21 protein-coding genes are annotated in these 19082 nt (G+C 69.7%); 14 read left to right on the plus strand and 7 right to left on the minus strand.

The features are described from left to right. Window positions 1–70 precede the first annotated feature (70 nt). From ychF to ACZ6DT_RS08765, 3 genes are read left to right on the plus strand one after another with little or no spacing between them, the layout of a single operon-like run. A complete protein-coding gene (ychF, locus tag ACZ6DT_RS08755) occupies window positions 71–1153 on the plus strand; it encodes a redox-regulated ATPase YchF (RefSeq protein ID WP_465590851.1) in 1083 nt (360 codons plus the stop codon). 42 nt (window positions 1154–1195) lie between these two features. Continuing rightward, window positions 1196–1399 (plus strand): CopG family transcriptional regulator, encoded by a 204-nt coding sequence (locus ACZ6DT_RS08760; protein WP_125789408.1) that lies wholly within the window; start codon window positions 1196–1198, stop codon window positions 1397–1399. Continuing rightward, a complete protein-coding gene (locus ACZ6DT_RS08765; RefSeq protein WP_465590854.1) occupies window positions 1396–1797 on the plus strand; it encodes a type II toxin-antitoxin system death-on-curing family toxin in 402 nt (133 codons plus the stop codon). Before ACZ6DT_RS08760 ends, ACZ6DT_RS08765 begins: the two co-directional genes overlap by 4 nt. Here ACZ6DT_RS08765 and ACZ6DT_RS08770 read toward each other — a convergent pair. After that, window positions 1785–2153: a hypothetical protein gene (locus ACZ6DT_RS08770; RefSeq protein WP_465590856.1), complete on the minus strand. Its 369-nt coding sequence runs from the start codon at window positions 2151–2153 to the stop codon at window positions 1785–1787. The genes ACZ6DT_RS08765 and ACZ6DT_RS08770 overlap by 13 nt on opposite strands. 92 nt (window positions 2154–2245) lie before the next feature. On the opposite strand from ACZ6DT_RS08770, the gene ACZ6DT_RS08775 reads away from it, so the two are divergent. Together ACZ6DT_RS08775 and ACZ6DT_RS08780 are read left to right on the plus strand one after the other, a co-directional pair. Further along, window positions 2246–2407: a hypothetical protein gene (locus ACZ6DT_RS08775; RefSeq protein ID WP_465590859.1), complete on the plus strand. Its 162-nt coding sequence runs from the start codon at window positions 2246–2248 to the stop codon at window positions 2405–2407. A 71-nt stretch (window positions 2408–2478) separates the two neighbouring features. Beyond that, window positions 2479–3549 carry an ankyrin repeat domain-containing protein gene (locus ACZ6DT_RS08780; protein WP_465590862.1) on the plus strand — a complete coding sequence of 357 codons (1071 nt, stop codon included), beginning with the start codon at window positions 2479–2481 and terminating at the stop codon, window positions 3547–3549. A 48-nt stretch (window positions 3550–3597) separates the two neighbouring features. Here the strand turns inward: ACZ6DT_RS08780 and ACZ6DT_RS08785 are convergent, their stop codons facing one another. Then, window positions 3598–4959, minus strand: coding sequence for a M20/M25/M40 family metallo-hydrolase (locus tag ACZ6DT_RS08785; RefSeq protein WP_465590865.1), 1362 nt, complete (start codon window positions 4957–4959; stop codon window positions 3598–3600). A 100-nt stretch (window positions 4960–5059) separates the two neighbouring features. Next, complete coding sequence (locus ACZ6DT_RS08790; protein WP_465590868.1) at window positions 5060–5692, minus strand: TetR/AcrR family transcriptional regulator; 633 nt, start codon at window positions 5690–5692, stop codon at window positions 5060–5062. A 121-nt stretch (window positions 5693–5813) separates the two neighbouring features. On the opposite strand from ACZ6DT_RS08790, the gene ACZ6DT_RS08795 reads away from it, so the two are divergent. From ACZ6DT_RS08795 to ACZ6DT_RS08805, 3 genes are read left to right on the plus strand one after another with little or no spacing between them, the layout of a single operon-like run. Continuing rightward, window positions 5814–7190 (plus strand): DHA2 family efflux MFS transporter permease subunit, encoded by a 1377-nt coding sequence (locus tag ACZ6DT_RS08795; RefSeq protein ID WP_465590870.1) that lies wholly within the window; start codon window positions 5814–5816, stop codon window positions 7188–7190. Next, a complete protein-coding gene (locus ACZ6DT_RS08800) occupies window positions 7187–8017 on the plus strand; it encodes an SDR family NAD(P)-dependent oxidoreductase (RefSeq protein ID WP_465590873.1) in 831 nt (276 codons plus the stop codon). Before ACZ6DT_RS08795 ends, ACZ6DT_RS08800 begins: the two co-directional genes overlap by 4 nt. 31 nt (window positions 8018–8048) lie before the next feature. Next, window positions 8049–8390, plus strand: a complete 342-nt coding sequence (locus ACZ6DT_RS08805; protein WP_465591817.1) for a winged helix-turn-helix transcriptional regulator — start codon at window positions 8049–8051, stop codon at window positions 8388–8390. Window positions 8391–8767: 377 nt separating this feature from the next. Here the strand turns inward: ACZ6DT_RS08805 and ACZ6DT_RS08810 are convergent, their stop codons facing one another. After that, the gene (locus tag ACZ6DT_RS08810) at window positions 8768–9058 is read right to left on the minus strand and encodes a 4a-hydroxytetrahydrobiopterin dehydratase (RefSeq protein WP_465590876.1); all 291 of its coding nucleotides are present in this window, start codon (window positions 9056–9058) and stop codon (window positions 8768–8770) included. A gap of 75 nt (window positions 9059–9133) precedes the next feature. On the opposite strand from ACZ6DT_RS08810, the gene ACZ6DT_RS08815 reads away from it, so the two are divergent. The 3 genes from ACZ6DT_RS08815 to ACZ6DT_RS08825 all read left to right on the plus strand — a co-directional run bounded on the left by ACZ6DT_RS08815 (window position 9134) and on the right by ACZ6DT_RS08825 (window position 13012). Further along, window positions 9134–10186, plus strand: a complete 1053-nt coding sequence (locus ACZ6DT_RS08815; protein WP_465590879.1) for a thiamine ABC transporter substrate-binding protein — start codon at window positions 9134–9136, stop codon at window positions 10184–10186. Window positions 10187–10409: 223 nt separating this feature from the next. Next, the gene (locus ACZ6DT_RS08820) at window positions 10410–11987 is read left to right on the plus strand and encodes an ABC transporter permease (protein ID WP_465591820.1); all 1578 of its coding nucleotides are present in this window, start codon (window positions 10410–10412) and stop codon (window positions 11985–11987) included. Beyond that, the gene (locus tag ACZ6DT_RS08825; RefSeq protein WP_465590882.1) at window positions 11987–13012 is read left to right on the plus strand and encodes an ABC transporter ATP-binding protein; all 1026 of its coding nucleotides are present in this window, start codon (window positions 11987–11989) and stop codon (window positions 13010–13012) included. Before ACZ6DT_RS08820 ends, ACZ6DT_RS08825 begins: the two co-directional genes overlap by 1 nt. Before the next feature lie 242 nt (window positions 13013–13254). Here ACZ6DT_RS08825 and ACZ6DT_RS08830 read toward each other — a convergent pair whose 3' ends face one another. The 3 genes from ACZ6DT_RS08830 to ACZ6DT_RS08840 are packed head-to-tail and all read right to left on the minus strand — an operon-like array spanning window position 13255 to window position 16204. Continuing rightward, window positions 13255–14124, minus strand: a complete 870-nt coding sequence (locus ACZ6DT_RS08830; RefSeq protein ID WP_465590884.1) for an ABC transporter permease — start codon at window positions 14122–14124, stop codon at window positions 13255–13257. Further along, entirely contained in the window at window positions 14121–15116 is a 996-nt protein-coding gene (locus tag ACZ6DT_RS08835) for an ABC transporter ATP-binding protein (protein ID WP_465590887.1), read from the minus strand. Before ACZ6DT_RS08835 ends, ACZ6DT_RS08830 begins: the two co-directional genes overlap by 4 nt. Then, window positions 15113–16204: a LolA family protein gene (locus ACZ6DT_RS08840; RefSeq protein ID WP_465590890.1), complete on the minus strand. Its 1092-nt coding sequence runs from the start codon at window positions 16202–16204 to the stop codon at window positions 15113–15115. The genes ACZ6DT_RS08835 and ACZ6DT_RS08840 overlap by 4 nt, the downstream gene beginning before the upstream one ends. A 144-nt stretch (window positions 16205–16348) precedes the next feature. Between ACZ6DT_RS08840 and ACZ6DT_RS08845 the strand changes: the two genes are divergently transcribed. From ACZ6DT_RS08845 to ACZ6DT_RS08855, 3 genes are all read left to right on the plus strand, one after another. Beyond that, the gene (locus tag ACZ6DT_RS08845) at window positions 16349–17077 is read left to right on the plus strand and encodes a response regulator transcription factor (RefSeq protein WP_465590893.1); all 729 of its coding nucleotides are present in this window, start codon (window positions 16349–16351) and stop codon (window positions 17075–17077) included. Continuing rightward, the gene (locus ACZ6DT_RS08850; protein ID WP_465590896.1) at window positions 17074–18405 is read left to right on the plus strand and encodes an ATP-binding protein; all 1332 of its coding nucleotides are present in this window, start codon (window positions 17074–17076) and stop codon (window positions 18403–18405) included. The genes ACZ6DT_RS08845 and ACZ6DT_RS08850 overlap by 4 nt, the downstream gene beginning before the upstream one ends. A gap of 120 nt (window positions 18406–18525) precedes the next feature. Beyond that, window positions 18526–18915 (plus strand): (deoxy)nucleoside triphosphate pyrophosphohydrolase, encoded by a 390-nt coding sequence (locus ACZ6DT_RS08855; RefSeq protein ID WP_465590899.1) that lies wholly within the window; start codon window positions 18526–18528, stop codon window positions 18913–18915. The last annotated feature ends 167 nt before the right edge of the window (window positions 18916–19082 follow it).

A 19082-nucleotide genomic window follows, 5' to 3' on the forward strand; every position in this document is an offset into this window, starting at 1 on the left:
GGCGGAAATCCGACACGGCGATCAAGGCCTCGGCGGATGGGACGGCGGGCGGCACGTAGACTTCTGGCCCGTGAGTCTCACCCTCGGCATCGTCGGCCTGCCCAACGTCGGCAAGTCCACCCTGTTCAACGCGCTGACCCGCAACGATGTGCTCGCGGCGAACTACCCGTTCGCGACGATCGAGCCCAACGTCGGTGTCGTCCCGCTGCCCGATCCGCGGCTGGATCGGCTCGCCGAGGTCTTCGTCTCCGAGCGGACCGTGCCCGCCGTCGTGTCCTTTGTGGACATCGCGGGCATCGTGAAGGGTGCTTCCGAGGGTGCCGGCCTCGGCAACAAGTTCCTCGCGAACATCCGCGAGGCGAATGCGATCTGCCAGGTCGTCCGCGTCTTCGACGACCCGGACGTGATCCACGTCGACGACCGGGTCGACCCGGCCAGCGACATCGAGACGATCAACACCGAGCTGATCCTCGCCGACCTGCAGACCCTGGAGAAGGCGCTGCCGCGGCTGGAGAAGGAAGCGCGGACGAAGAAGGAGAACAAGCCCGCGCTCGACAACGCCCAGAAGGCGAAGGAGATCCTCGACGCCGGGCGCACCCTCTTCCAGGCGCAGAAGGAAGTCGACTTCGAGGCGCTGCGCGAGCTGAGCCTGCTTACCACGAAGCCGTTCCTCTACGTCTTCAACGCCGACGAAGGCATCCTCACCGACGAGTCGCGCCGCGAGGAGCTGGCCAAACTGGTCGCCCCGGCCGACGCGGTGTTCCTCGACGCCAAGGTCGAAGCCGAACTGCTCGAACTGGACGACGAGGAGTCCGTGCGCGAGCTGCTGGAGTCCGTCGGCCAGCACGAGCCGGGCCTCTACTCGCTCGCGCGCGCCGGTTTCCACACCCTCGGCCTCCAGACGTACCTGACCGCGGGCCCCAAGGAATCGCGTGCCTGGACGATCCCGAAGGGCGCGACCGCCCCGCAGGCCGCCGGCGTCATCCACACCGACTTCGAGCGCGGCTTCATCAAGGCCGAGGTCGTGTCCTTCGCCGACCTGATGGAGCACGGCTCGATGGCCGCCGCCCGATCCGCGGGCAAGGTGCGCATGGAGGGCAAGGACTACGTCATGTCGGACGGCGACGTGGTGGAGTTCCGCTTCAACGTCTGAGTAAGCCGTTTGATCATGATACCGAAGTGGTATCATGGGCTCATGGCGATGACGTTGAGGCTGAACGACGAGCAGGAGCGCGCTTTGGCCTTGCTCGCCGAGGCCGACGGGGTGAGCAAGCACGAAGCGATCGTGCGGGCGATCACCGACGCCGCGGCACGGTCTGTCCGTGACGATCGAGTGCGTGCCCTGTCGCGCGACGGGCGGGCGCGCTACGCGTCGTTGCTCGATCGCCTGGCCCAGTGAAGATCGAGTACCTGACCCTGGACGACCTGCTCACTCTCGCGTCCGACCTGGGTGTTTCCCGGGTTCGGGACGTGGGCTTGCTCGACGCGGCGGCGCATCGGCCGCAGTCGTCGCTGATGGGGCACGACGCTTATCCGGGTCTGCATGAAAAAGCGGCGGTTCTACTGGAATCGCTCGTCCGCAACCACCCGCTCGTCGACGGCAACAAGCGGCTGGGCTGGATGGCGGTGTTCGTTTTTTACGGTCTCAACGGTGTCGACCTGGAAGCGCCGGAGGACGACGCGTACGAGCTGGTGATCGCGGCATCGACCGGGGCTGTGGTCTACGAGGAAACGGCCCAGCGCCTTGCGGACTGGGCTCGCCCGGAAGTCGCTTCACCATCTGATCAGACGCCGTAGCGGCCTTGATGGATCGTCGCGGGTGCCTTGCCGTGCCGCGCCGTGTAGGCCGCCACGATCTCGTCCGTCGTGTCCTCCCCGGCCTGGAGACGGACCAGGTACGGCACCACCCAGTGCAGGTCCGCCTCGTCGAACTCCTTTGCCCAGTTCGGGTTGAGTCCGGTCCGGGACTCGTCGAGCACCTGCGAGAGGGCGACCTGCCCACCCGCGTTCACGGGATGCGGTCCCACCGAGATCGAGAAGCGGGAAGCGGCGCCGGCCGGGTGCAGCGCCACCTCCATGGGGTGCGGGTGGTGACCGGGTGCCGTGCGTGCGATCACAAGGAACCGCAGAGGCCCGCGTTTCGTCTTCTTCATGCGGCCATTCGAGCATGTCGCCACGGACCGAGGACGAACCGCATGACGAGCCCCGCCCTCTCACCGCTCGCCCATACCCTGGGGAGGACTTCGTGCTCGAAACCGTTGTCGACCTGCTCGTCAGTGACGCCGCACTCGAACTGTTGCGGCGGTTCAGCATCGGCGACGCCGACATCTCGCCCGCGGACGAGGAACCGGTGGTCTCCGAAGTCATGCAGAAGTACCTCGAACTGCAGCGCGCGAAGGGCGACTAGGTCTAGCCACCGCGTATCGAGGACACCGATGCGCGAACAACCGCGCCCGGATTTCGGCTGAGGAGAGCACGTTGGCACGAAAGCGGAAGACCCTTCCCAAAGACTTCGAGGAGATGCTGACCTCGGCCTCGGTGGACGAACTCAAAGCCGTCTTCGGCAAATGCGAAATCGACGCGCGGGGCGGCTATGCCAAAGGGACCGCCATCGGCTTCCCGGAGTGCCCGGACGAGCTCATCGTCTGGCTGACCGGGCAGGGCCTCGCCGTCGACTCCCCGGACAGCTACGGCAGGACACCGCTCCACGCGAGAGCTTCGCGCGCTGCTCCGAAGCCGATCGCGCAGATTCCTTTGTTGCTCTCTCTCGGCGCGGACATCGAGGCGGCCGACAGCTCCGGGCAAACGCCGCTTCAGGCCGCTGTGGACGGACTGAGGGCCGGGGCGGCGCGCGTGCTGATCGAGCACGGGGCCTCGACCGAGGTGCTCGACAGGCGCGGCAACACGTTGTTGACGCGAGGCCTGATCAGGACGCAAAACGCCGATATCCGCGAGTGCCTCGAGATCGCGAAGCTGCTGCTCGAACACGGTGCGAGCAGCACGGCCGGGATGCGTCAGAAGGTCGAGCGGATCGGTAGTGGTTTCGAGTTCCACCGGGAGAACTTCAACCCCGATCTCCTCGAAGAGACCGACGCCGCGCTCAGTGAGCTGTACCGGATCTTCGGGGTCGAGCCGGTCGCCCGGCGGACGACGCACGACGGGGTGTCGCCGATCGTCGTGCCCGACGGACCCTGGCGGGAGCGGCACAAAGCGCTTTGGGAACTTCTCGTGCCGTCGACCGGCGCGGGCGCGACAGTGCAGTGCGAGGCCATCCGCGTCACCGGCCGGTTCTCCGACGAGATGTTCCGGAACGGCGGAGCGAACTGGGACCGTGATCATCGTGCGATGGCCGACGCGTTCCCGGGTTTCCTGGTGCGGGGTGAGCCCCTCGGCGAAGAAGAACTCCGAGAAGCCAAGGAGATCGCGAAGCAGGTCAGGTCGGGCCGCGGCGCGGACGGCCACCTCGATCGCTTGAGTGAGCTCGCCGTCGTCTGGGTCGCGAAGAATCCGGCCCCGATCGCCTTGGGGCCGGTGGACTACACACGTTGAGGGCAGGCCGTGTGTCCCCGGCAAGGCATCGGGGACACACGGCACCACTCACTTGCGCAGCAGGCTGTACGCCGCCGCCCCGATCAGCTCCAGCGAAACCTGAAGCCGTTCAAGGGAAACGTTGTCCTTGATGGTGTCTTCCGGCGTGTGGTAAGTCGGCTCCAGCAACGCCGGACCGGCCTCGCCGCGCCAGCTGAAGTTGCCGGAAGCGATCCCGCGCTCGAAGAACGGCACGTGGTCGCTCGAACCGCGCGCGACCGGGCCCTTGACGCGCGGGTCGTAGCCGAGCCGCTTGGCGGCGGCGTTGACGGCCGCGGTCGTGGCGTTGTCGGCGCCGTCGACCGAAAGCAGCCAGTAGGTGATCGCCGGGTCCCAGCTGGTGGCGACCATGTCGTTCTGGAAGCAACCGGTGATCCGCCGCGCCTCGGCGTCGGACAGGTTCTTGACGTAGTGCCGCGAACCGATCAGCCCGTACTCCTCCGAGCCCCACAGCGCGAACCGCAGCGTCTTGTTCGTCGGCAGGTAGCGCAGGACGCGGGCGAGTTCGAGGCACAGCACGGTGCCGCTCCCGTCGTCGTTGGCGCCGGGGGAGCCCGGGACACTGTCGTAGTGCGCCGTCACCATGACGACGCCGTCGTCCTTGCCGGGGAACGTGGCTGGCCGTTCGGCGATGACGTTGTACGACGTCAGGTTCTTGTGGTGAGTGGCCGTCGCCTTCACCTTGACCGAACCCTTGGCGAGCCGTTCGCGCAGGCTCTCCACCTGCACCTGGGCCAGGCCCAGCACGGGAACGGTGACCGGGGTGGCGAGTGTCGGCGAGAACGCGGACAGCTTGCGTGCCGGGTCGGCGCCGACCCGGCCGAGCAGCACGGCGACCGCTCCGCGCTGCGCGGCCGTCAGGTAGGCGTCGGCCTTGTTCGTCACGGCGGCGATCAGCACGATCTTGCCGGTCAGGTCTTCGGGCAGGGTGCCGCCGTCACCGGCGTCGACGACGACGGCCTCGCGGGTGACGTCCTGCGCGCCCTGGGGCGAGGAGCCGGTCTGCCAGCTGTCGCGTCCGATCGACAGGGCACCCAGGAACTTGTCGGCGATCGGGAACGGCTGCAGCGTGACCTGGTAGCGCAGCTCGCGCAGCACCTTCGCGATGTACTCCTTGGCCCGCAGTTCGCCTTCGGTACCGGCGATGCGGGGGCCGATCTTGTCGCTGAGCACCCGCAGGTGCTCCAGCGCCCGCCGCGAACGGACCCGCGCGACCACGGGGTAATCGCCGAACTCCAGCGACGGCGGGAACTGCGCGCCCGGACGTTGCTGCGTGGCCGCGGCGGCGGTGCCGGGGTTCAGCCCGACCGTCGCCGCACCCGCCAGTGCCACCGCGCCCGCGAGCACCTCACGTCTGCGCAGACCTGCCATGGAACACCCCTCACTTCTCGGAGAAACTTCGTTCGAGTAGCCAATAGACGCGCGGCTCGGAGAACAACCTCCGTTCGTCCCCTTTTTCCGTGACGTTCCCTCAGCCTTTGGCGCCGAAGGCCTTCAGGAAGGTGTCGACGGCGGCCTCGGCGATGGCGCGAAGTTCGGCGTCGGGAGTACGACGGGTGCCGAGCCTCGCCCTCTTGTCGGCCGGACCGGACAGCAGCGCGAAGAACTGGTCCGCGGCCAAGAGCGGGTCAACGGTGTGAAGGTGCCCGGAGACGGTCAGGCGGGCGAGCCGGTCGGCCAGTGCTTCGGCGACGCGGTCCGCCGCGCGGGTGTGGATGACGTCGAGCAGGTCGGGGAACTGACCGGCCTCGGCCGCGAGCAGCCGTCGCAGTGCCCATGAGCGGTCGGCGCAGTAGCACTTGAGCAGTTTCGAGCCGACCGTTTCCAGGGTGGCCCGGAGATCGTCGCCCGCGCCGGTGAGCCGCTCGACCACGGCCAGGTTCTCGGCCAGTGCCTGATCCGCCGACGCGGAGACGGTCTCGCGGAACAGGCTCTCCTTGTCGCCGTAGTGGCTGTACACGGTGGCTTTGGCGACGCCCGCTTCGGCCGCGATGACGTCCACACCCGCTTGCGCGTATCCCTCGCGCGCGAACACGGTGAAAGCCGCGTCGAGGATCGCTTGCCGCTTGTCGATCCGGCCTCGGGCCGTACCAGTCCCACTCATACCGTCAGCGTACCCGGACGGCCGGATAACCAGACTTGCCAGTCCATTAAAGCAGGCCTGCTAGTCTCGAACCCGCTGGTCTGAAAAACCAGACTGATGAGTCTGATTCGAAGGGAAGAACATGACGACCATCCGGGACGATCGGCTGGGCTCCTCGCTGCGGCTGCTGATCGGCGTGATCCTGCTCGGCGGCGCACTCGGCATCCTGAACAGCACCATGGTCGCCGTCGGAATCCGTGACCTCGCCGAAGACTTCGAAGCCTCGCTGGGCACCGTGGGCTGGGTTTCGACCGGCTTCCTGCTCGCGGTCACCGTCACCATCCCCGTGACCGGCTGGGCGGGAGAAGCCTTCGGCGGCAAGCGGATGTGGCTAGCCGGGCTCGGCGTCTTCCTCGCCGGCTCGCTGGGGTGCGGGCTGGCGTGGGACATCGAAAGCCTGATCGCCTTCCGCGTACTGCAGGGGATCGGCGCGGGCATCCTCGATCCACTCGTGCTCACCCTGCTCGCCCGTGCCGCCGGGCCGCGGCGCGCCGGCCGCGTGATGGGACTGATGGCCGCCGTGCTCTCGCTCGGTCCCGTGCTCGGCCCGGTACTCGGCGGCGTGGTGCTGCAGGGTCTCGGCTGGCGGTGGATGTTCCTGCTCTGCGTGCCCCTCGGCGCGCTGGCGGTGCTGCTCGCGGTGCGCGTCATGCCCGCCGATCCCCCTGTCGAGCGAGGGACACGGCTCGACGTCCTCGGCGTCGCCCTGCTCGGGCCGGGTTTCGCGGGACTGCTCCTGGTGCTTTCCCATGCCGCCGACGGAGCGGACCTCGGCTCTTCTCCGATGCTCGTCCCGCTGGTGGCGGGCGCCGCGTTGCTGACCGGCTACGTGATTCACGCCTTGCGCGGTGAGGCGCCCTTGGTCGACGTCCGCCTGTTCGCCCGTGGCGGGTTCGCCGCGAGCGTCACCGTCATGGCGCTGACCGGGCTGGCGATGTTCGCGAGCCTGATCGTCCTCCCGCTGTACTTCCAGCAGGTCAAGGGACACGGCGCGCTCGCGGCCGGGCTGCTCGTCGCGCCGCTGGGCGTGGGAGCCGCGGTCGCCGCCCCGCTGGCGGGACGCGTCAGTGACCGGATCGGTTCACGCAACCTGGCGCTGGCGGGTGGTCTCGTGGCCACCTTGAGTGCTGTCTTCTTCACGAGAATCGACACTGGGACGGGTGACATGGGCATCGTTCTCGCCGGGCTCACCCTCGGCGCCGGACTCGGTTTCGTGGGCCCGCCCGCGATGGGGGCGGTGTACCGGACACTGCCGGGGTCCCTGGTGCCGCAGGGAAGTTCGGTGCTCTACATGCTCAACCAGCTCGGCGGTTCGATCGGGGTCGCCGTGGTCGCGTTGCTTCTCGGCACCGCGACCGGCCCGGTCGCGGGCCTGCGCGGGGTGTACTGGTTCGTGGCGGGCACCCTGCTCGTCCTGCTCGCCGCCGCCACGCGGCTGCCGGGAAGGGGCGACCGGTGAAGACGATCGTGATCTCCGGCGGCACCGACGGAATGGGCAAAGCCCTCGCGCTGGAGTACCTCGGCCGCGGTGACAGCGTCATCGTCCTCGGCCGTGATCCGGCCAAAGGCGCGGTGTTCGCCGAAGCCGCCCGCGCGACGTTCATCCAGGCGGATCTCGGCCTCGTCGCGCGCAACCGGGAGGTCGTCGAGCTGATCGCCGAGCGCTTCCCCGTCGTCGACGCGCTGGTGCTGTGCGCCCGCCACTTCCGTTCGGCCAGGGTCGAGACGGCCGAAGGTATCGAGAGCACTTTCGCGTTGGAGTACCTGAGCCGTCACCTGCTCGGCCATGGTCTCGCCGCCGCCTTGGGCAGGGCCGAGCGGCCGGTCATCGTCAACGTGTCCGGTCCGGGAGCACCCAAACCCGAGATTCGCTGGCACGACGTTTCCCTGACGCGGGGCTATCGGGGCGTCGCCGCGCAACTACAGGCCGGACGGGCCAACGACCTGCTCGGTGTCGCCTTCGCCGCCGAGCACGCCGGGAGCGGGATCTCTTACGTACTGCTCAACCCCGGTGGTGTCGCGACCAGCTTCTCCGGCGACTACGACACGGCGACCGCCGCCCATGTCGAAGCCTTGAAGAGGTACGGCAAACCCGTCGAGGAGGGCATCGTGCCGATCATCGCCCGGATCGACGATCCGCCCGCGGAGCCGCTCAGCGCGTTCGTCGAAGGACAGCGGATCGCGCCGACCGGACCCGGTTTCGAACCCGCGGCGGCGGAACGGCTGGCCGAGGTCACCCGGCGGTTGCTGGCCGAGCACCGGCCCGGAAGGCCCCCGCACGGGTAACTTCGGACGGGTGAAGCCGTTGAGCGCCGACATGTTCGCCCCAGGGTGCCCGTCGAACCTGACACCGTTCCGGATCGGCGACAAGTGGGCCGGTCTGGTCGTGCTGTGCCTCGAAGAAGGTCCGCGCCGGTTCTCCGAACTGCGGGTGCCCTTGCGGGGAGTCACGTCGAAGGTCCTCACGGAGACCCTCCGGGCGCTGGAGCGCGACGGCATGATCACGCGGACGGCGTACGACGAGACGCCGCCGCGTGTGGAATACGAGCTCACTTCGCTCGGCCGGACGTTGTTCGAGCCGATGGAGGCATGCCGCGAGTGGGCGGCGAAGCACCTTCCGGAGCTTGTCGCCGCCCGCGACGCATACTCGGCCGGTTAGCCGAGAAGGCCGAGCACGACGATCGTCAGCAGCGTGATGGCGGCGGCGAAGGCGGTCACCCAGGCGCGCTGGGCGGCGGTGATCGAGGCGTTGTTCACGGCGGTTCCCCGGGGAAGAGAAGCGACAGGTCCGCCGGGAACAGCGCGTTGATCAGGCTCCGCGTTACCTGCGGAAGGCTGCTGTGATCAAGATCACTGGTCGTGCTGGTGATGCCGTTCGCGCGCGGTGTACCAGAGCACTCCGGCGGCGGCGGCCACCATCGCGCCGAATGCGGAGAACCCCACCACGATCGCCTGTGTCATCACTCGTCCTTTATCTCGTCGGTCGTACTGGCTGGACGTCCGAGAACCGGGTTCGTGGCGTGATCGTCGCGGACGTCACATGTCGCCGAGTACCGCGTCGATCTGCGACGCGAGCGCGAAGTCCTTCTCCGTCAGTCCTCCGGCGGAGTGCGTGCTGAGCCGGAACGTGACCGTCCGCCAGCGGATGTCGATGTCGGGATGGTGGTCGGCCGCCTCCGCCAGTTCGGCCACCCTGTCCACGGCTTCGATGGCTTTCGGGAAGCTCGGCAGCTTCGCCGTCCGCTCGATCGTGACGCCGTCACGGGTCCAGCCGGAGAGCTTGGTCACGGCTTCGTCGGCTTGCCGGTCGTTCAAGATTTCCGCCATGACTCCATGGTGGTACGCCGTCGGCTACGCTGCACTTTCGCCACGGGTCCCCCCTTGAAGAACGCAGGAGGCTAGATGAAACGCGCCCTCCGCACGGTCGTCGCGGCCGGCACGGTGGCCGCCCTCGTCGCGGGCTGCTCGCTCTCCGGGAACACGGGGAACGACCCGCAGGCGCCGGCGACGGTCACGCTCGTGACACACGACTCGTGGCTCGCCCCGCAGGAGGTCCTCGACGCGTTCGAGCGGCAGTCCGGCATCAAGATCTCCGTGCTCAAGCAGGGTGACGCGGGCGCGCTGACGAACAAACTGGTGCTGACCAAGGCGAACCCGATCGGCGACGTCGCGTACGGCATCGACTCGACGTTCGCTTCCCGCGCGCTCACCGAGGGCGTTTTCGAGCAGTACACCAGCCCGGAGGCGGACCGGGGCCCGCAGCGCTACTCCGTCGATCCCGGGCACCGGCTCTCCGCGGTCGATCTCGGCGACGTCTGCGTCAACATCGACACCCGGTACTTCGTGGACAAGGGGATCCCGGAGCCGAAGTCGTTCGCGGATCTGGCCGACGCCAAGTACAAGGACCTGACGGTCGCCGAAAGCCCCGCGACGTCGTCGCCGGGGCTGGCGTTCCTGCTCGGCACCGTCGCCCAGTTCGGCGAGCAGGGGTGGCAGGCGTACTGGACGCAGCTGAAGGCCAACGGGCTCAAGACGGTCAGCGGCTGGGAAGAGGCCTACACCAAGGAATTCTCGGGTTCCTCGGGGAAGGGCCCGCGCCCGATCGTCGTCTCCTACGCCTCTTCGCCCGCCGCCGAGATCGGCGATGACGGCAAGCCGCGGACGAAGGCGCTGCTGGACACCTGCTACCGCCAGGTCGAGTACGCGGGCGTGCTGGCGGGCGGCAAGCAGGTCGAGAAGGCCCGCAAGGTCGTGGACTTCCTGCTGTCCCAGCAGTTCCAGGTGACCGTGGCGAGCAACATGTTCGTGTACCCGGCCCGCCAGGGCGTCGAGCTCCCGCAGGGCTGGGCGCAGGCCGCGCCGCTGCCGCAGCAGCCGAAGACGCTCGAACCGGCCAAGATCCAGGCCGGGCGCGAGCAGTGGATCGCCCAGTGGCGCACGCTGTTGGAGGGCTAGGACGTGTCACCCGGACTGACGTCGCCAGGTCGCGCGACGACACGGGCGCGCGTCGCAGTTCGGCCGGAGGCCTCGGATTCGCGGAGACGGGCCGCTGACACGGCGGAGTGAAGTGGCAGGCCGACGCCGCGGCCCGGCTGCGGGAATCCGAAAGCGCGCTTTGAGGCACAGGCCGAACACCACCAGGCTGACCTTCCGTGGCGCCGGGCTGGCCGCACTCGCCGTGCTGCCGCTCGGTTTCCTCGTGGTGTTCTTCGCCTGGCCGGTCGCGGCGATCGTCGGCCGGGGTTTCGGTTCCGGCGGGGTCGGCGCGGCCATCGGCGACCCGCTGACCTGGAAACTCGCGGGATTCACCGTGGCGAGCGCGGGGGTTTCGACGATCGTCGCGGTGCTCGCCGGTCTGCCGGTGGCGTTCCTGCTCGCGCGGGTGCGGCTGCCGGGCGTCTCGCTGGTGCGGACGCTCGTGCTGGTGCCGTTCGTGCTGCCGACCGTCGTGGTTGGCCTGGCGTTCCGCGCGCTCTGGCCCGACGGCGGGCTGCTGCCGCTGGTGCTGGCCAACGCCTTCTTCAACGTCGCCGTCGTCGCGCGCACGGTTTCCGGGTTGTGGAGCCATCTCGACCCACGCACCGTGGATGCCGCGCGGGCACTCGGCGCGTCGCCGTGGCGTGCCTTCCGCTCGGTGACGCTGCCCGCGCTCGCGCCGGCCGTCGCGTCGTCGGCGGCGGTGGTGTTCCTGTTCTGCGCCACCAGCTTCGGGGTCGTACTCATTCTCGGCGGGGCGAAGTACCGCACCCTGGAGACCGAGATCTACCTGCGCACGGTCGAACTGCTCGACCTCTCCGGCGCGGCCGCGCTGTCGCTGGTGCAGTTCGCCGCCGTCGTCGCCGCGCTCGTCGTCGGCGCGCTGGCGAGGCGGCGCCGGGAGAACGCGGTGCGGCTGCGCTCACGGAGCGAGACCGCGCGGCGGCCCAGAGGTGGCGAGTGGTGGGCGGTCTTCGCGGGCCTCGTGGTGATCGCACTCCTGATGACGCCGATCGTGGCGCTGCTCGTCGAGTCCGTGTCCACTTCGGACGGTGTCAGCCTAGCCGGGTACGAGGCGCTCGCCGGGCAGGGCTCCCGAGGTGCGCTTCAGGTTTCGGGCTGGGACGCGGTGTCGATGTCGCTGCGGACGGCGTTCGACGCGACGACGCTCGCGATGATCGTCGGGGTGCTGGCCTCGGTCGTGCTGGTGGCGTTGCGCCGCACGCCGGGCAGGCTGGCGCGGGGTATGGGCGAAACGATGGACGCCGCGCTGATGCTGCCGCTCGGCGTGTCCGCGGTGACCGTCGGTTTCGGGTATCTCGTCACGCTCGACGTGTTGCCGGGCGATCTGCGGACGTCGCCGCTGCTGGTGCCGCTCGCGCAGGCCTTGGTGATCATCCCGCTGATCGTGCGGATGGTCCTGCCGGTGCTGCGGTCGGTCGACGTCCGGTTGCGCCAGGCCGCGTCCACGCTCGGCGCGAGCCCCGGCCGGGTGTGGCGGGAGATCGATCTCCTGCTGACCGCGCGTTCGCTGGTCGCGGCGGCCGGTTTCGGGTACGTGGTCGCGCTCGGCGAGTTCGGCGCGACGAGCTTTCTGGCCAGGCCGGACGCGCCAACGCTGCCGGTCGCGGTCGCGACGCTGATCTCGCGGCCGGGGGAGCTGAACAACCAGATGGCCTACGCGGCCTGCGCGCTGCTCATGATCGTGACCGTGGTGGCGGTGGTGCTGATCGACCGGTTCGGCGCGGTCCGCGGGCAGAATTCGGTAGGGGAGTTCTAGTGTCGCTGTCGGTACGGGATCTGACCGTCCACTATGGATCTTTCGCCGCGGTGAAGGACGCCCGGCTGGACATCGCCGACGGCGAGGTGCTGGCACTGCTCGGCCCGTCCGGTTCGGGGAAGTCGACCCTGCTGCGGGCGATCACCGGACTGGAGCCGCTGACGTCGGGAACCGTGCGGTGGGACGGCGAGGACCTCGCCGGTGTGCCGGTGCACCGGCGGGAGTTCGGGTTGGTGTTCCAGGACGGGCAGCTGTTCCCGCACAAGGACGTCGCCGCGAACATCGCGTTCGGCCTGCGGATGCACGACGTCCCGCGCGCCGAGCACGCGGACCGCGTCCGTGTGCTGCTCGATCTGGTCGGGCTGGCCGGTTACGAACGCCGGAGGGTCACCGAGCTGTCCGGCGGGCAGGCGCAGCGGGTGGCCTTGGCCCGCGCGCTGGCGCCGGAGCCGCGGTTGCTGCTGCTGGACGAACCACTTTCCGGTTTGGACGCCGGCTTGCGGGAACAGCTGGCGATCGACCTCGCGGCCCTGCTCCGGCGCAGCAAGATCACCGCGCTGCTGGTCACGCACGATCAGGAAGAGGCGTTCACGCTCGCCGACCGCGTCGCCGTGCTCGACGACGGCGAGATCCGGCAGGAGGGCGCGGTGCGCCGCGTCTGGCGGCAGCCGGTGGACGAGGACGTGGCACGGTTCCTCGGCGTGACCACGTTCGTCGACGGCGAGGCGACGGGCGGGACGGTGCGGACGGTGCTCGGGGACGTCACGTTGCCCGACGTCGAGGACGGCGCGGTGCGGCTCGGCCTGCGGCCGCACGGGCTGCGGGTCTCCCAGGACGGCGTCGAGGGCGAGGTCACCGCCGTGGTGCACCGGCGGGAGCACGTGCGGCTCGTGGTCGCGCCCGGCGGCGATCTGTCCACTGTGGACGCCGTCGCGCCGGTCACGGCCGACCTCCGCCCCGGCGACCGCGTCCGGCTCGCTCTGGACCCCGACGGCGTCGCTCAACTACCGCATTTCGTCCTCTGAATGCGGTAGTTCGCATACCCAACTACCGCATTCAGAGGACGAAATGCGGGCCATCAGACGTCCTGGAAACACGACGCCGACGATGAGCCCGAGCAGGAGCAGCGGCCCCATGAGGCAGCCCGCGCCGGTCCACCTGACGGCTCCCACCTCGGACATGTCCCGGCTTTACCGCGCTCGGAGTCCGTGAAGGCCTCCTTGAGGGACCCAGAGTCCCTCAAGGAGGCCTTCACGGACTTGAGGGGTCAGCCGTCCCGGGTGGTCAGGCGCGCATAGGCGATCGAGAGCCCGATGGCGATGTAGCAGGCGGCGCGCAGCGCGCCCTCGCCGAGCATCGCGGTGTCCAGCGGGTCCATCAGCACCGAAGCCGGTGCCTGTGCCCAGTTCTCGTTGAGCAGGAACGGATGCAGCCACGAAACCGCGTCCAGGAACCCGAGGATGGTGAACACGATCGTCCCGGCCAGCACCGAAGCGACGACCAGCATCGGATGTTCGGTGAACGCCGAGATCGCGAGCGCGACCGCGCCGACCGCCCACAGTTGCAGGATCACCCACGCGGCCACGAGCAGGATGCGGCCCAGCGCGTCCCAGACGCCCAGTGTGGACCCGGTGAGGGTGAACATCGAGTCGGTGCCGCTGAGGATCAGACCGGTGACGAAACCGGTGAACGTCATGGCCAGTACGGCGACCGCCGAAACCGTGGCGACGCCGAACGCCTTGATCGCGAGCAGCCTGCCGCGGCCGACCGGGGCGACCAGCCAGCCCCGCAGCGTCCCGTGGGCCGCCTCGCCGGCGATCGCGTCCGCCCCGGCCATCGCCGAAGCGAGCGGGAGCAGCAGCGCCAGCGTCATGGTCAGTGCCGCGACCGGCAGGATGAAGCCGTTGTTGACCGCGGAAGCGAGCAGCGCGCCGTCCCGTCCGCCGCTCGTTTCCGAAGCGTCGACGAACGTCAGCGCGAGCCCGATGATCACCGGGATCAACGCGAGCAGGCCCAGCACGGCCAGCGTGCGCGGGCGCCGGAAGATCCAGCGGAGTTCGGCACGATACAGCCGGAGCAGGCCGACGCTGTCGTGGCCGGTCCGCGCCGCGGGGGCCGCGGCAAGAGCGTGGGTCACGACTCCCCCTCACCGTCTACAGTGGACTCCGGCTGGGTCAGCCGGGCGAACAGGTCTTCGAGCCCGGTGCGCGCCCTCGCCGCCTCGTGCACGGCCACCCCGGCCGTCACCAGGTGGCGCAGCACTTCGGGAGCCTCGGCCGCGGTGAGATCGACACGGACGCCGTCCGGCGTGAGCCGGGCGCCGATCCTGTTCTCCCGCAACGTTTCCACCGCGAGCTCGGCGTCGGGTGTCCGCACCAGCAGCGCCGCGTTCCCCGACTCCAGCAGTTCCGCGAGCTCGCCCTGCGCGATCACGTTCCCCGACTGGAGCACCGCGACGTGCGTGCAGGTCGCTTCGACCTCGGCCAGCAGATGCGACGACACGAGCACGGTGACACCGTCGGCGTGCAGTTCGCCGATGATCCGGCGGATCTCCCTGGTGCCCGCCGGGTCGAGGCCGTTGGTCGGCTCGTCGAGCACGACCATCCGCCTCGGCACGAGCAGCGCGCTCGCCAGCCCCATCCGCTGCTTCATCCCCAGCGAATACCCCTTGTAGCGCCGGTTCGCGGCGTCGGTCAGGCCGACGCGCTCAAGCGCCGCGTCGACCGCGCCGGGGATCCCGGCCGAAGCCAGCCTCGGTTCGGCCGCGGCCACGCGCAGCAGGTTCTCCCGCCCGGAAAGAAAAGGGTGGAAACCCGGCCCTTCGACCAGCGCGCCGACGTCGGGCAGCGCGTGCGCCGCCTCGTCGGGCATCCGCTTGCCGAACAGTTCGACCTCGCCCTCGGTGGGCCGCACGAGACCGAGCAGCATCCGGATGGTCGTCGTCTTGCCCGATCCGTTGGGGCCGAGCATCCCCAGCACGGCGCCTTCGGGAACGTCGAGATCGACGTGGTCCACGGCCACCGTGCGGCCGTAGACCTTGCGCAGGCCCCTGGTGCGGGCCGCCATGGGTACCGCCGGAGCGGACGCCTCCGTAGAGGCGTCCGTCCCGGCTTCGAACGTGGTGGTCACTTCGCGGCCAAAGCCTCGAAGAGGACCTGCTCCGGCACCGCGCCGACGGCGTAGCGGCCGTCGTCGGTCAGCACGCCGCTGCCGACCTTGGTGGTCACCAGCCAGCCGTTACCCCAGGCACCGCTGACCGGCTTGGCGAACCGCGAAAGCAGCGCCTTCGGGTCGACCTGACGGCCTTGCTCGTCCTTGGCGTTTCCGGCCTTCGCCAGCGCGTCGGCCGGGATCTTGCCGGTGATCGCGGTGTCCCAGCCGTCTCCGACGACCTTGACCTGTGACTTCGCCTGCTCGGCGAGCTCACGGCTCTTCGGGTCGACCTCGGCGGCCTTCTCGGTCACCTTCGCGCCCTTCGGCGGGGTGAACTCGAAGTTCGACGCGGGCTGGTTCGCGAAGTTGATCTCGCTGAACGAAACCTCGAACGCGGGCGAGGAGGTGCTGTTGGCCAGCACCGTGAGGCGCAGCGGCATCCGGGTCTGCTCGTCGATCGCGACGCGGATCTCACGCAGGAGCGTCCGCTCGGTCGGCTTCGGGGTCAGCACCAGTTCGTACGCCGAACGGTTCGCCACGGACGACGTCCCGTCGACGGCGATGGTGCTGCTTTCGCGCACCTTGCCGAGCAGTTCCGAGGCGATGGTCGCCGGATCGACGGCCTGGCCCTCGACCTTGTTCTGGTGCTCCCTGGCCAGTTCGGCGGGGATGGTGATCTTGGTGGCGGAGTTGTCCTTGGAGTTGTACTCCCAGACGGTCTCACCGTTCTTGACGATGGTCTGCTGGCTCGAGCCCTCGGTGAGCGACACCTTGCTCTTGCCCGCTCCGTCCGTCGACACCTGCGCCGAATCGATGCTGAGCGCCGACGCGCCGGGCAGCGTGCTGCCGACCCGCGGCAGGCCGAGATCGTTGTCGACCTTGACCTTCCCGGCGAACGCCGACGGCTTCGCGTTGAGCGTCGACTGCACCAGTTCTTCCGCGCTGATCTGCGGCAAGACGGGCGCGTCACCCGCGGTGGCAGGCATCGCGACGACGGCGAGCCCGCCGACCCCCAGTGCCGTCCCCACCACCGCCGCGGTGATGGTTTTCCTCTTCGGATCCATGCTGTCTCTCCCTGTTTCCCCGAGCCGGAGTGTGCTCGGGTCTTGGCGACAACGCTTCCCCGGAAACGCTGAGATACCACTCAGACTCCGCCGCGAGAGCTGAGATGGCGCTGAGAGCTCGCGCGTGAGCTGGTGAAAGCGTGAATGATGAGTGACGTGAAACCTCGAGTACTGGTGGTCGACGACGAGCCCGGCGTGCGCAAGGCGTTGCAGCGGGGACTGCGCGCCGAGGACATGGACGTGGTCACGGCGGCCGACGGACCCAGCGGCCTGCGCCTGGCGCAGACGGGCTCCTTCGACGTCGTCCTGCTCGACATCATGCTCCCCGGTCTTTCCGGTTACCGCGTACTCGAACGGCTGCGGGCGCTCGGCGTCACCACGCCGGTGCTGATGATCTCCGCGAAGGACGGTGAGGTCGACCAGGCGGACGGCCTCGACCTCGGCGCCGACGGCTACCTCGTGAAGCCGTTCTCGTTCGTCGTCCTGGTCGCGCAGGTGCGCGCGGTGCTGCGGCGGGCGACGCCGGAAGCGATCCGCGGGCCGCTGCGGATCGGCGCGCTCGAAGTCGACCGGAGCCTGCGGCAGGTCCGCTACGACGGTATCGAAGTGGCGTTCAGCCCGCGCGAGTTCGCGCTGCTGGAGGTGCTGGCAGGCCGGGCGGGAACGGTGGTCACGAAGGACGAGCTGCTGCGCGCCGTCTGGGGTGACGAGCAGGCCGCGACCCGCAATGTCGTCGAGGTCTACGTCGGTTACGTGCGCCGCAAACTCGACGCGGTCGGCGCGGGCACGCTGGTCCGGACCGTGCGCGGGCACGGTTATCTGGCCTCGGACGCGCAGCTCGACGAAGTGATCGCCCCGGCGGGACAGGGGTGATCGGTTCGCCGTCCTGGTGGCGCCGCCGATCGCTCCAGGTCCGGATCACCCTGCTCGCCGCCGCGGTCACGCTCGGTTTCCTGCTCGGGCTGGCGGCGGTCGCCGGGGACAACCTCCAGCCGCTGCTCATCGGCTCGGTCGACGACGAACTGAGTGCCGAGTTGAACACCGCGAAGGCCGACGTCGCCGCGGGGCGGACGCCGTCGGGATCGGCGGTCACCATCCGCGTCCTCGACACCGGAGGCGGTCCGGTGGACGGTCTGCCGCCCGCGAGTCTCGGCCCCTCGGAGGTCCGCGCGCTGAAGGCGGGCGAACCGGTCACGACCGGCGGTGACCACAGCCGGCGCTGGGCGGGCACCGTGGTCACCGCACCCGACGGGCAGCAACGGCTCGTCGTCGCGGGCGCGGGTCTGGTCGGCTTCGCGACCGCTGTGCGGTCCGGCGGGCTGTGGCTTTTCGTGGTCGCGTCCGTCGGTGCGGTGGGCGCCGGGATCGCGACGTGGCTGCTGGTGCGGTTCGCGCTGCGGCCGGTGGCCAGGATGCGCGGCTCGGTGCGGGCGCTCCCGCCGGGCGCGCGGCTGCCGCTCCCGGATTCGCACGACGAACTCCGCGCGCTCGCCGAAGAGTTCAACGCCCTGCTGGCCAGGCAGGAAGAGGGTGCCGAACGGCTGCGGCGGTTCACCGGGGACGCCGCGCACGAGCTGCGTTCGCCGGTCGCGTCGATCCGCGTGCAGGCCGAGGTCGCCGTCACCAATCCCGATCCCGAACTCGCCCAGGAGACACTCTCCGACGTCCTCGAAGAGGCCGAACGGCTTTCCGCGCTGCTCGACGGGCTGCTGGCGCTGGCGAGGTCGGACGCGGGGGAGGTCCCGCCCGCGGAACCGGTCGAGCTGGTCAGCGAGGTGCGCGCGGCGGTCGCGCGGATGCCCGCCGACGCGCCCGAGATCCGGGTGAGCGGCACGGTCGGCAGCGCTTGGGCGCTGGCGACACACGCCGAGGTCGAACTGGTGCTGAGCAACCTGCTGCGCAACGCGTGCCGCTACGCGCGCGGGCAGATCGTGGTGTCGGTGCTCGCGGCGCGGTCCACCGTGCGGGTGGTGGTCGACGACGACGGGCCGGGTATCGCGCCGGAACACCGGGAGCGGGTCTTCGACCGGTTCTATCGCGTCTCCGATTCGCGGGCGCGGTCCTCCGGCGGCACTGGGCTGGGACTGGCGATGGTCGCGGAGGCCGTCCGACGGCGTGGGGGCCGGGTGCGGGTCGGCGAATCACCCGATGGCGGGGCGCGGTTCCAGATCGTCTGGCAGGCGGCTCGGCCCAGCGCGTGAAGGTCTTCGGCAGGACGGCGTGATTCGCGTGTCCAGGCACGGGACACGCGTGATTGGAGGCGGAACACGCGTGATCGAAGGGCGAACACGGGGTTTCGCGCGCGGTCGTAGGGTGAGCGTGTGGTGATCGTGGGTGCCGCCATCGTGCGGAACGGACAGTTGCTGGCACAGCAGCGGGCCTGGCCCGCCGACCACGCCGGGCAATGGGAGCTGCCCGGCGGGCGGGTCGAGGACGGCGAAAGCGACGAGGTCGCCTTGGCGCGGGAATGCCTGGAGGAGCTCGACGTCGCCGTGACGGTCGCGGGCCGGGTCGGCGACGACGTTCCGCTCCCGAACGGGAAGCTGCTGCGGATCTACGCCGCTTCGCTGGTCAGCGCGGGGGACGAGCCGCGGGCGGTGGAACACAAGGACGTCCGGTGGATCTCCACCGGCGAACTCGACGCGCTCGACTGGCTGCCCGCCGACCGCGTCCTCCTGCCCGCCCTGCACGCCTTGCTCTCAAGTCCGTGAAGGCCTTCTCGACTGCTCACGGGATGACAGTGCCCGATTAGGCGTTTTGCGAAGGGGTCGTGGGGGGGGGGGGGGGGGGGGGACCAAACCCCCCCCCCCCCCCCCCACCCCGCGCCCAGCCGCAAACAAAAAAACGCCCCCCCCCACCTTCTCGGTGAAAAACGGTA

Source organism: Amycolatopsis sp. NPDC041971 (assembly GCF_055588925.1).

What these genes read in the sequence shown, in the direction of transcription:
- ACZ6DT_RS08760 (WP_125789408.1), top strand. Translation starts at nt 1,196, where the DNA reads ATGGCGATGACGTTGAGGCTGAACGACGAGCAGGAGCGCGCTTTGGCC.
- ACZ6DT_RS08770 (WP_465590856.1), bottom strand. Translation starts at nt 2,153, where the DNA reads ATGAAGAAGACGAAACGCGGGCCTCTGCGGTTCCTTGTGATCGCACGC.
- ACZ6DT_RS08785 (WP_465590865.1), bottom strand. Translation starts at nt 4,959, where the DNA reads ATGGCAGGTCTGCGCAGACGTGAGGTGCTCGCGGGCGCGGTGGCACTG.
- ACZ6DT_RS08790 (WP_465590868.1), bottom strand. Translation starts at nt 5,692, where the DNA reads ATGAGTGGGACTGGTACGGCCCGAGGCCGGATCGACAAGCGGCAAGCG.
- ACZ6DT_RS08795 (WP_465590870.1), top strand. Translation starts at nt 5,814, where the DNA reads ATGACGACCATCCGGGACGATCGGCTGGGCTCCTCGCTGCGGCTGCTG.
- ACZ6DT_RS08805 (WP_465591817.1), top strand. Translation starts at nt 8,049, where the DNA reads ATGTTCGCCCCAGGGTGCCCGTCGAACCTGACACCGTTCCGGATCGGC.
- ACZ6DT_RS08810 (WP_465590876.1), bottom strand. Translation starts at nt 9,058, where the DNA reads ATGGCGGAAATCTTGAACGACCGGCAAGCCGACGAAGCCGTGACCAAG.
- ACZ6DT_RS08815 (WP_465590879.1), top strand. Translation starts at nt 9,134, where the DNA reads ATGAAACGCGCCCTCCGCACGGTCGTCGCGGCCGGCACGGTGGCCGCC.
- ACZ6DT_RS08840 (WP_465590890.1), bottom strand. Translation starts at nt 16,204, where the DNA reads ATGGATCCGAAGAGGAAAACCATCACCGCGGCGGTGGTGGGGACGGCA.
- ACZ6DT_RS08845 (WP_465590893.1), top strand. Translation starts at nt 16,349, where the DNA reads ATGATGAGTGACGTGAAACCTCGAGTACTGGTGGTCGACGACGAGCCC.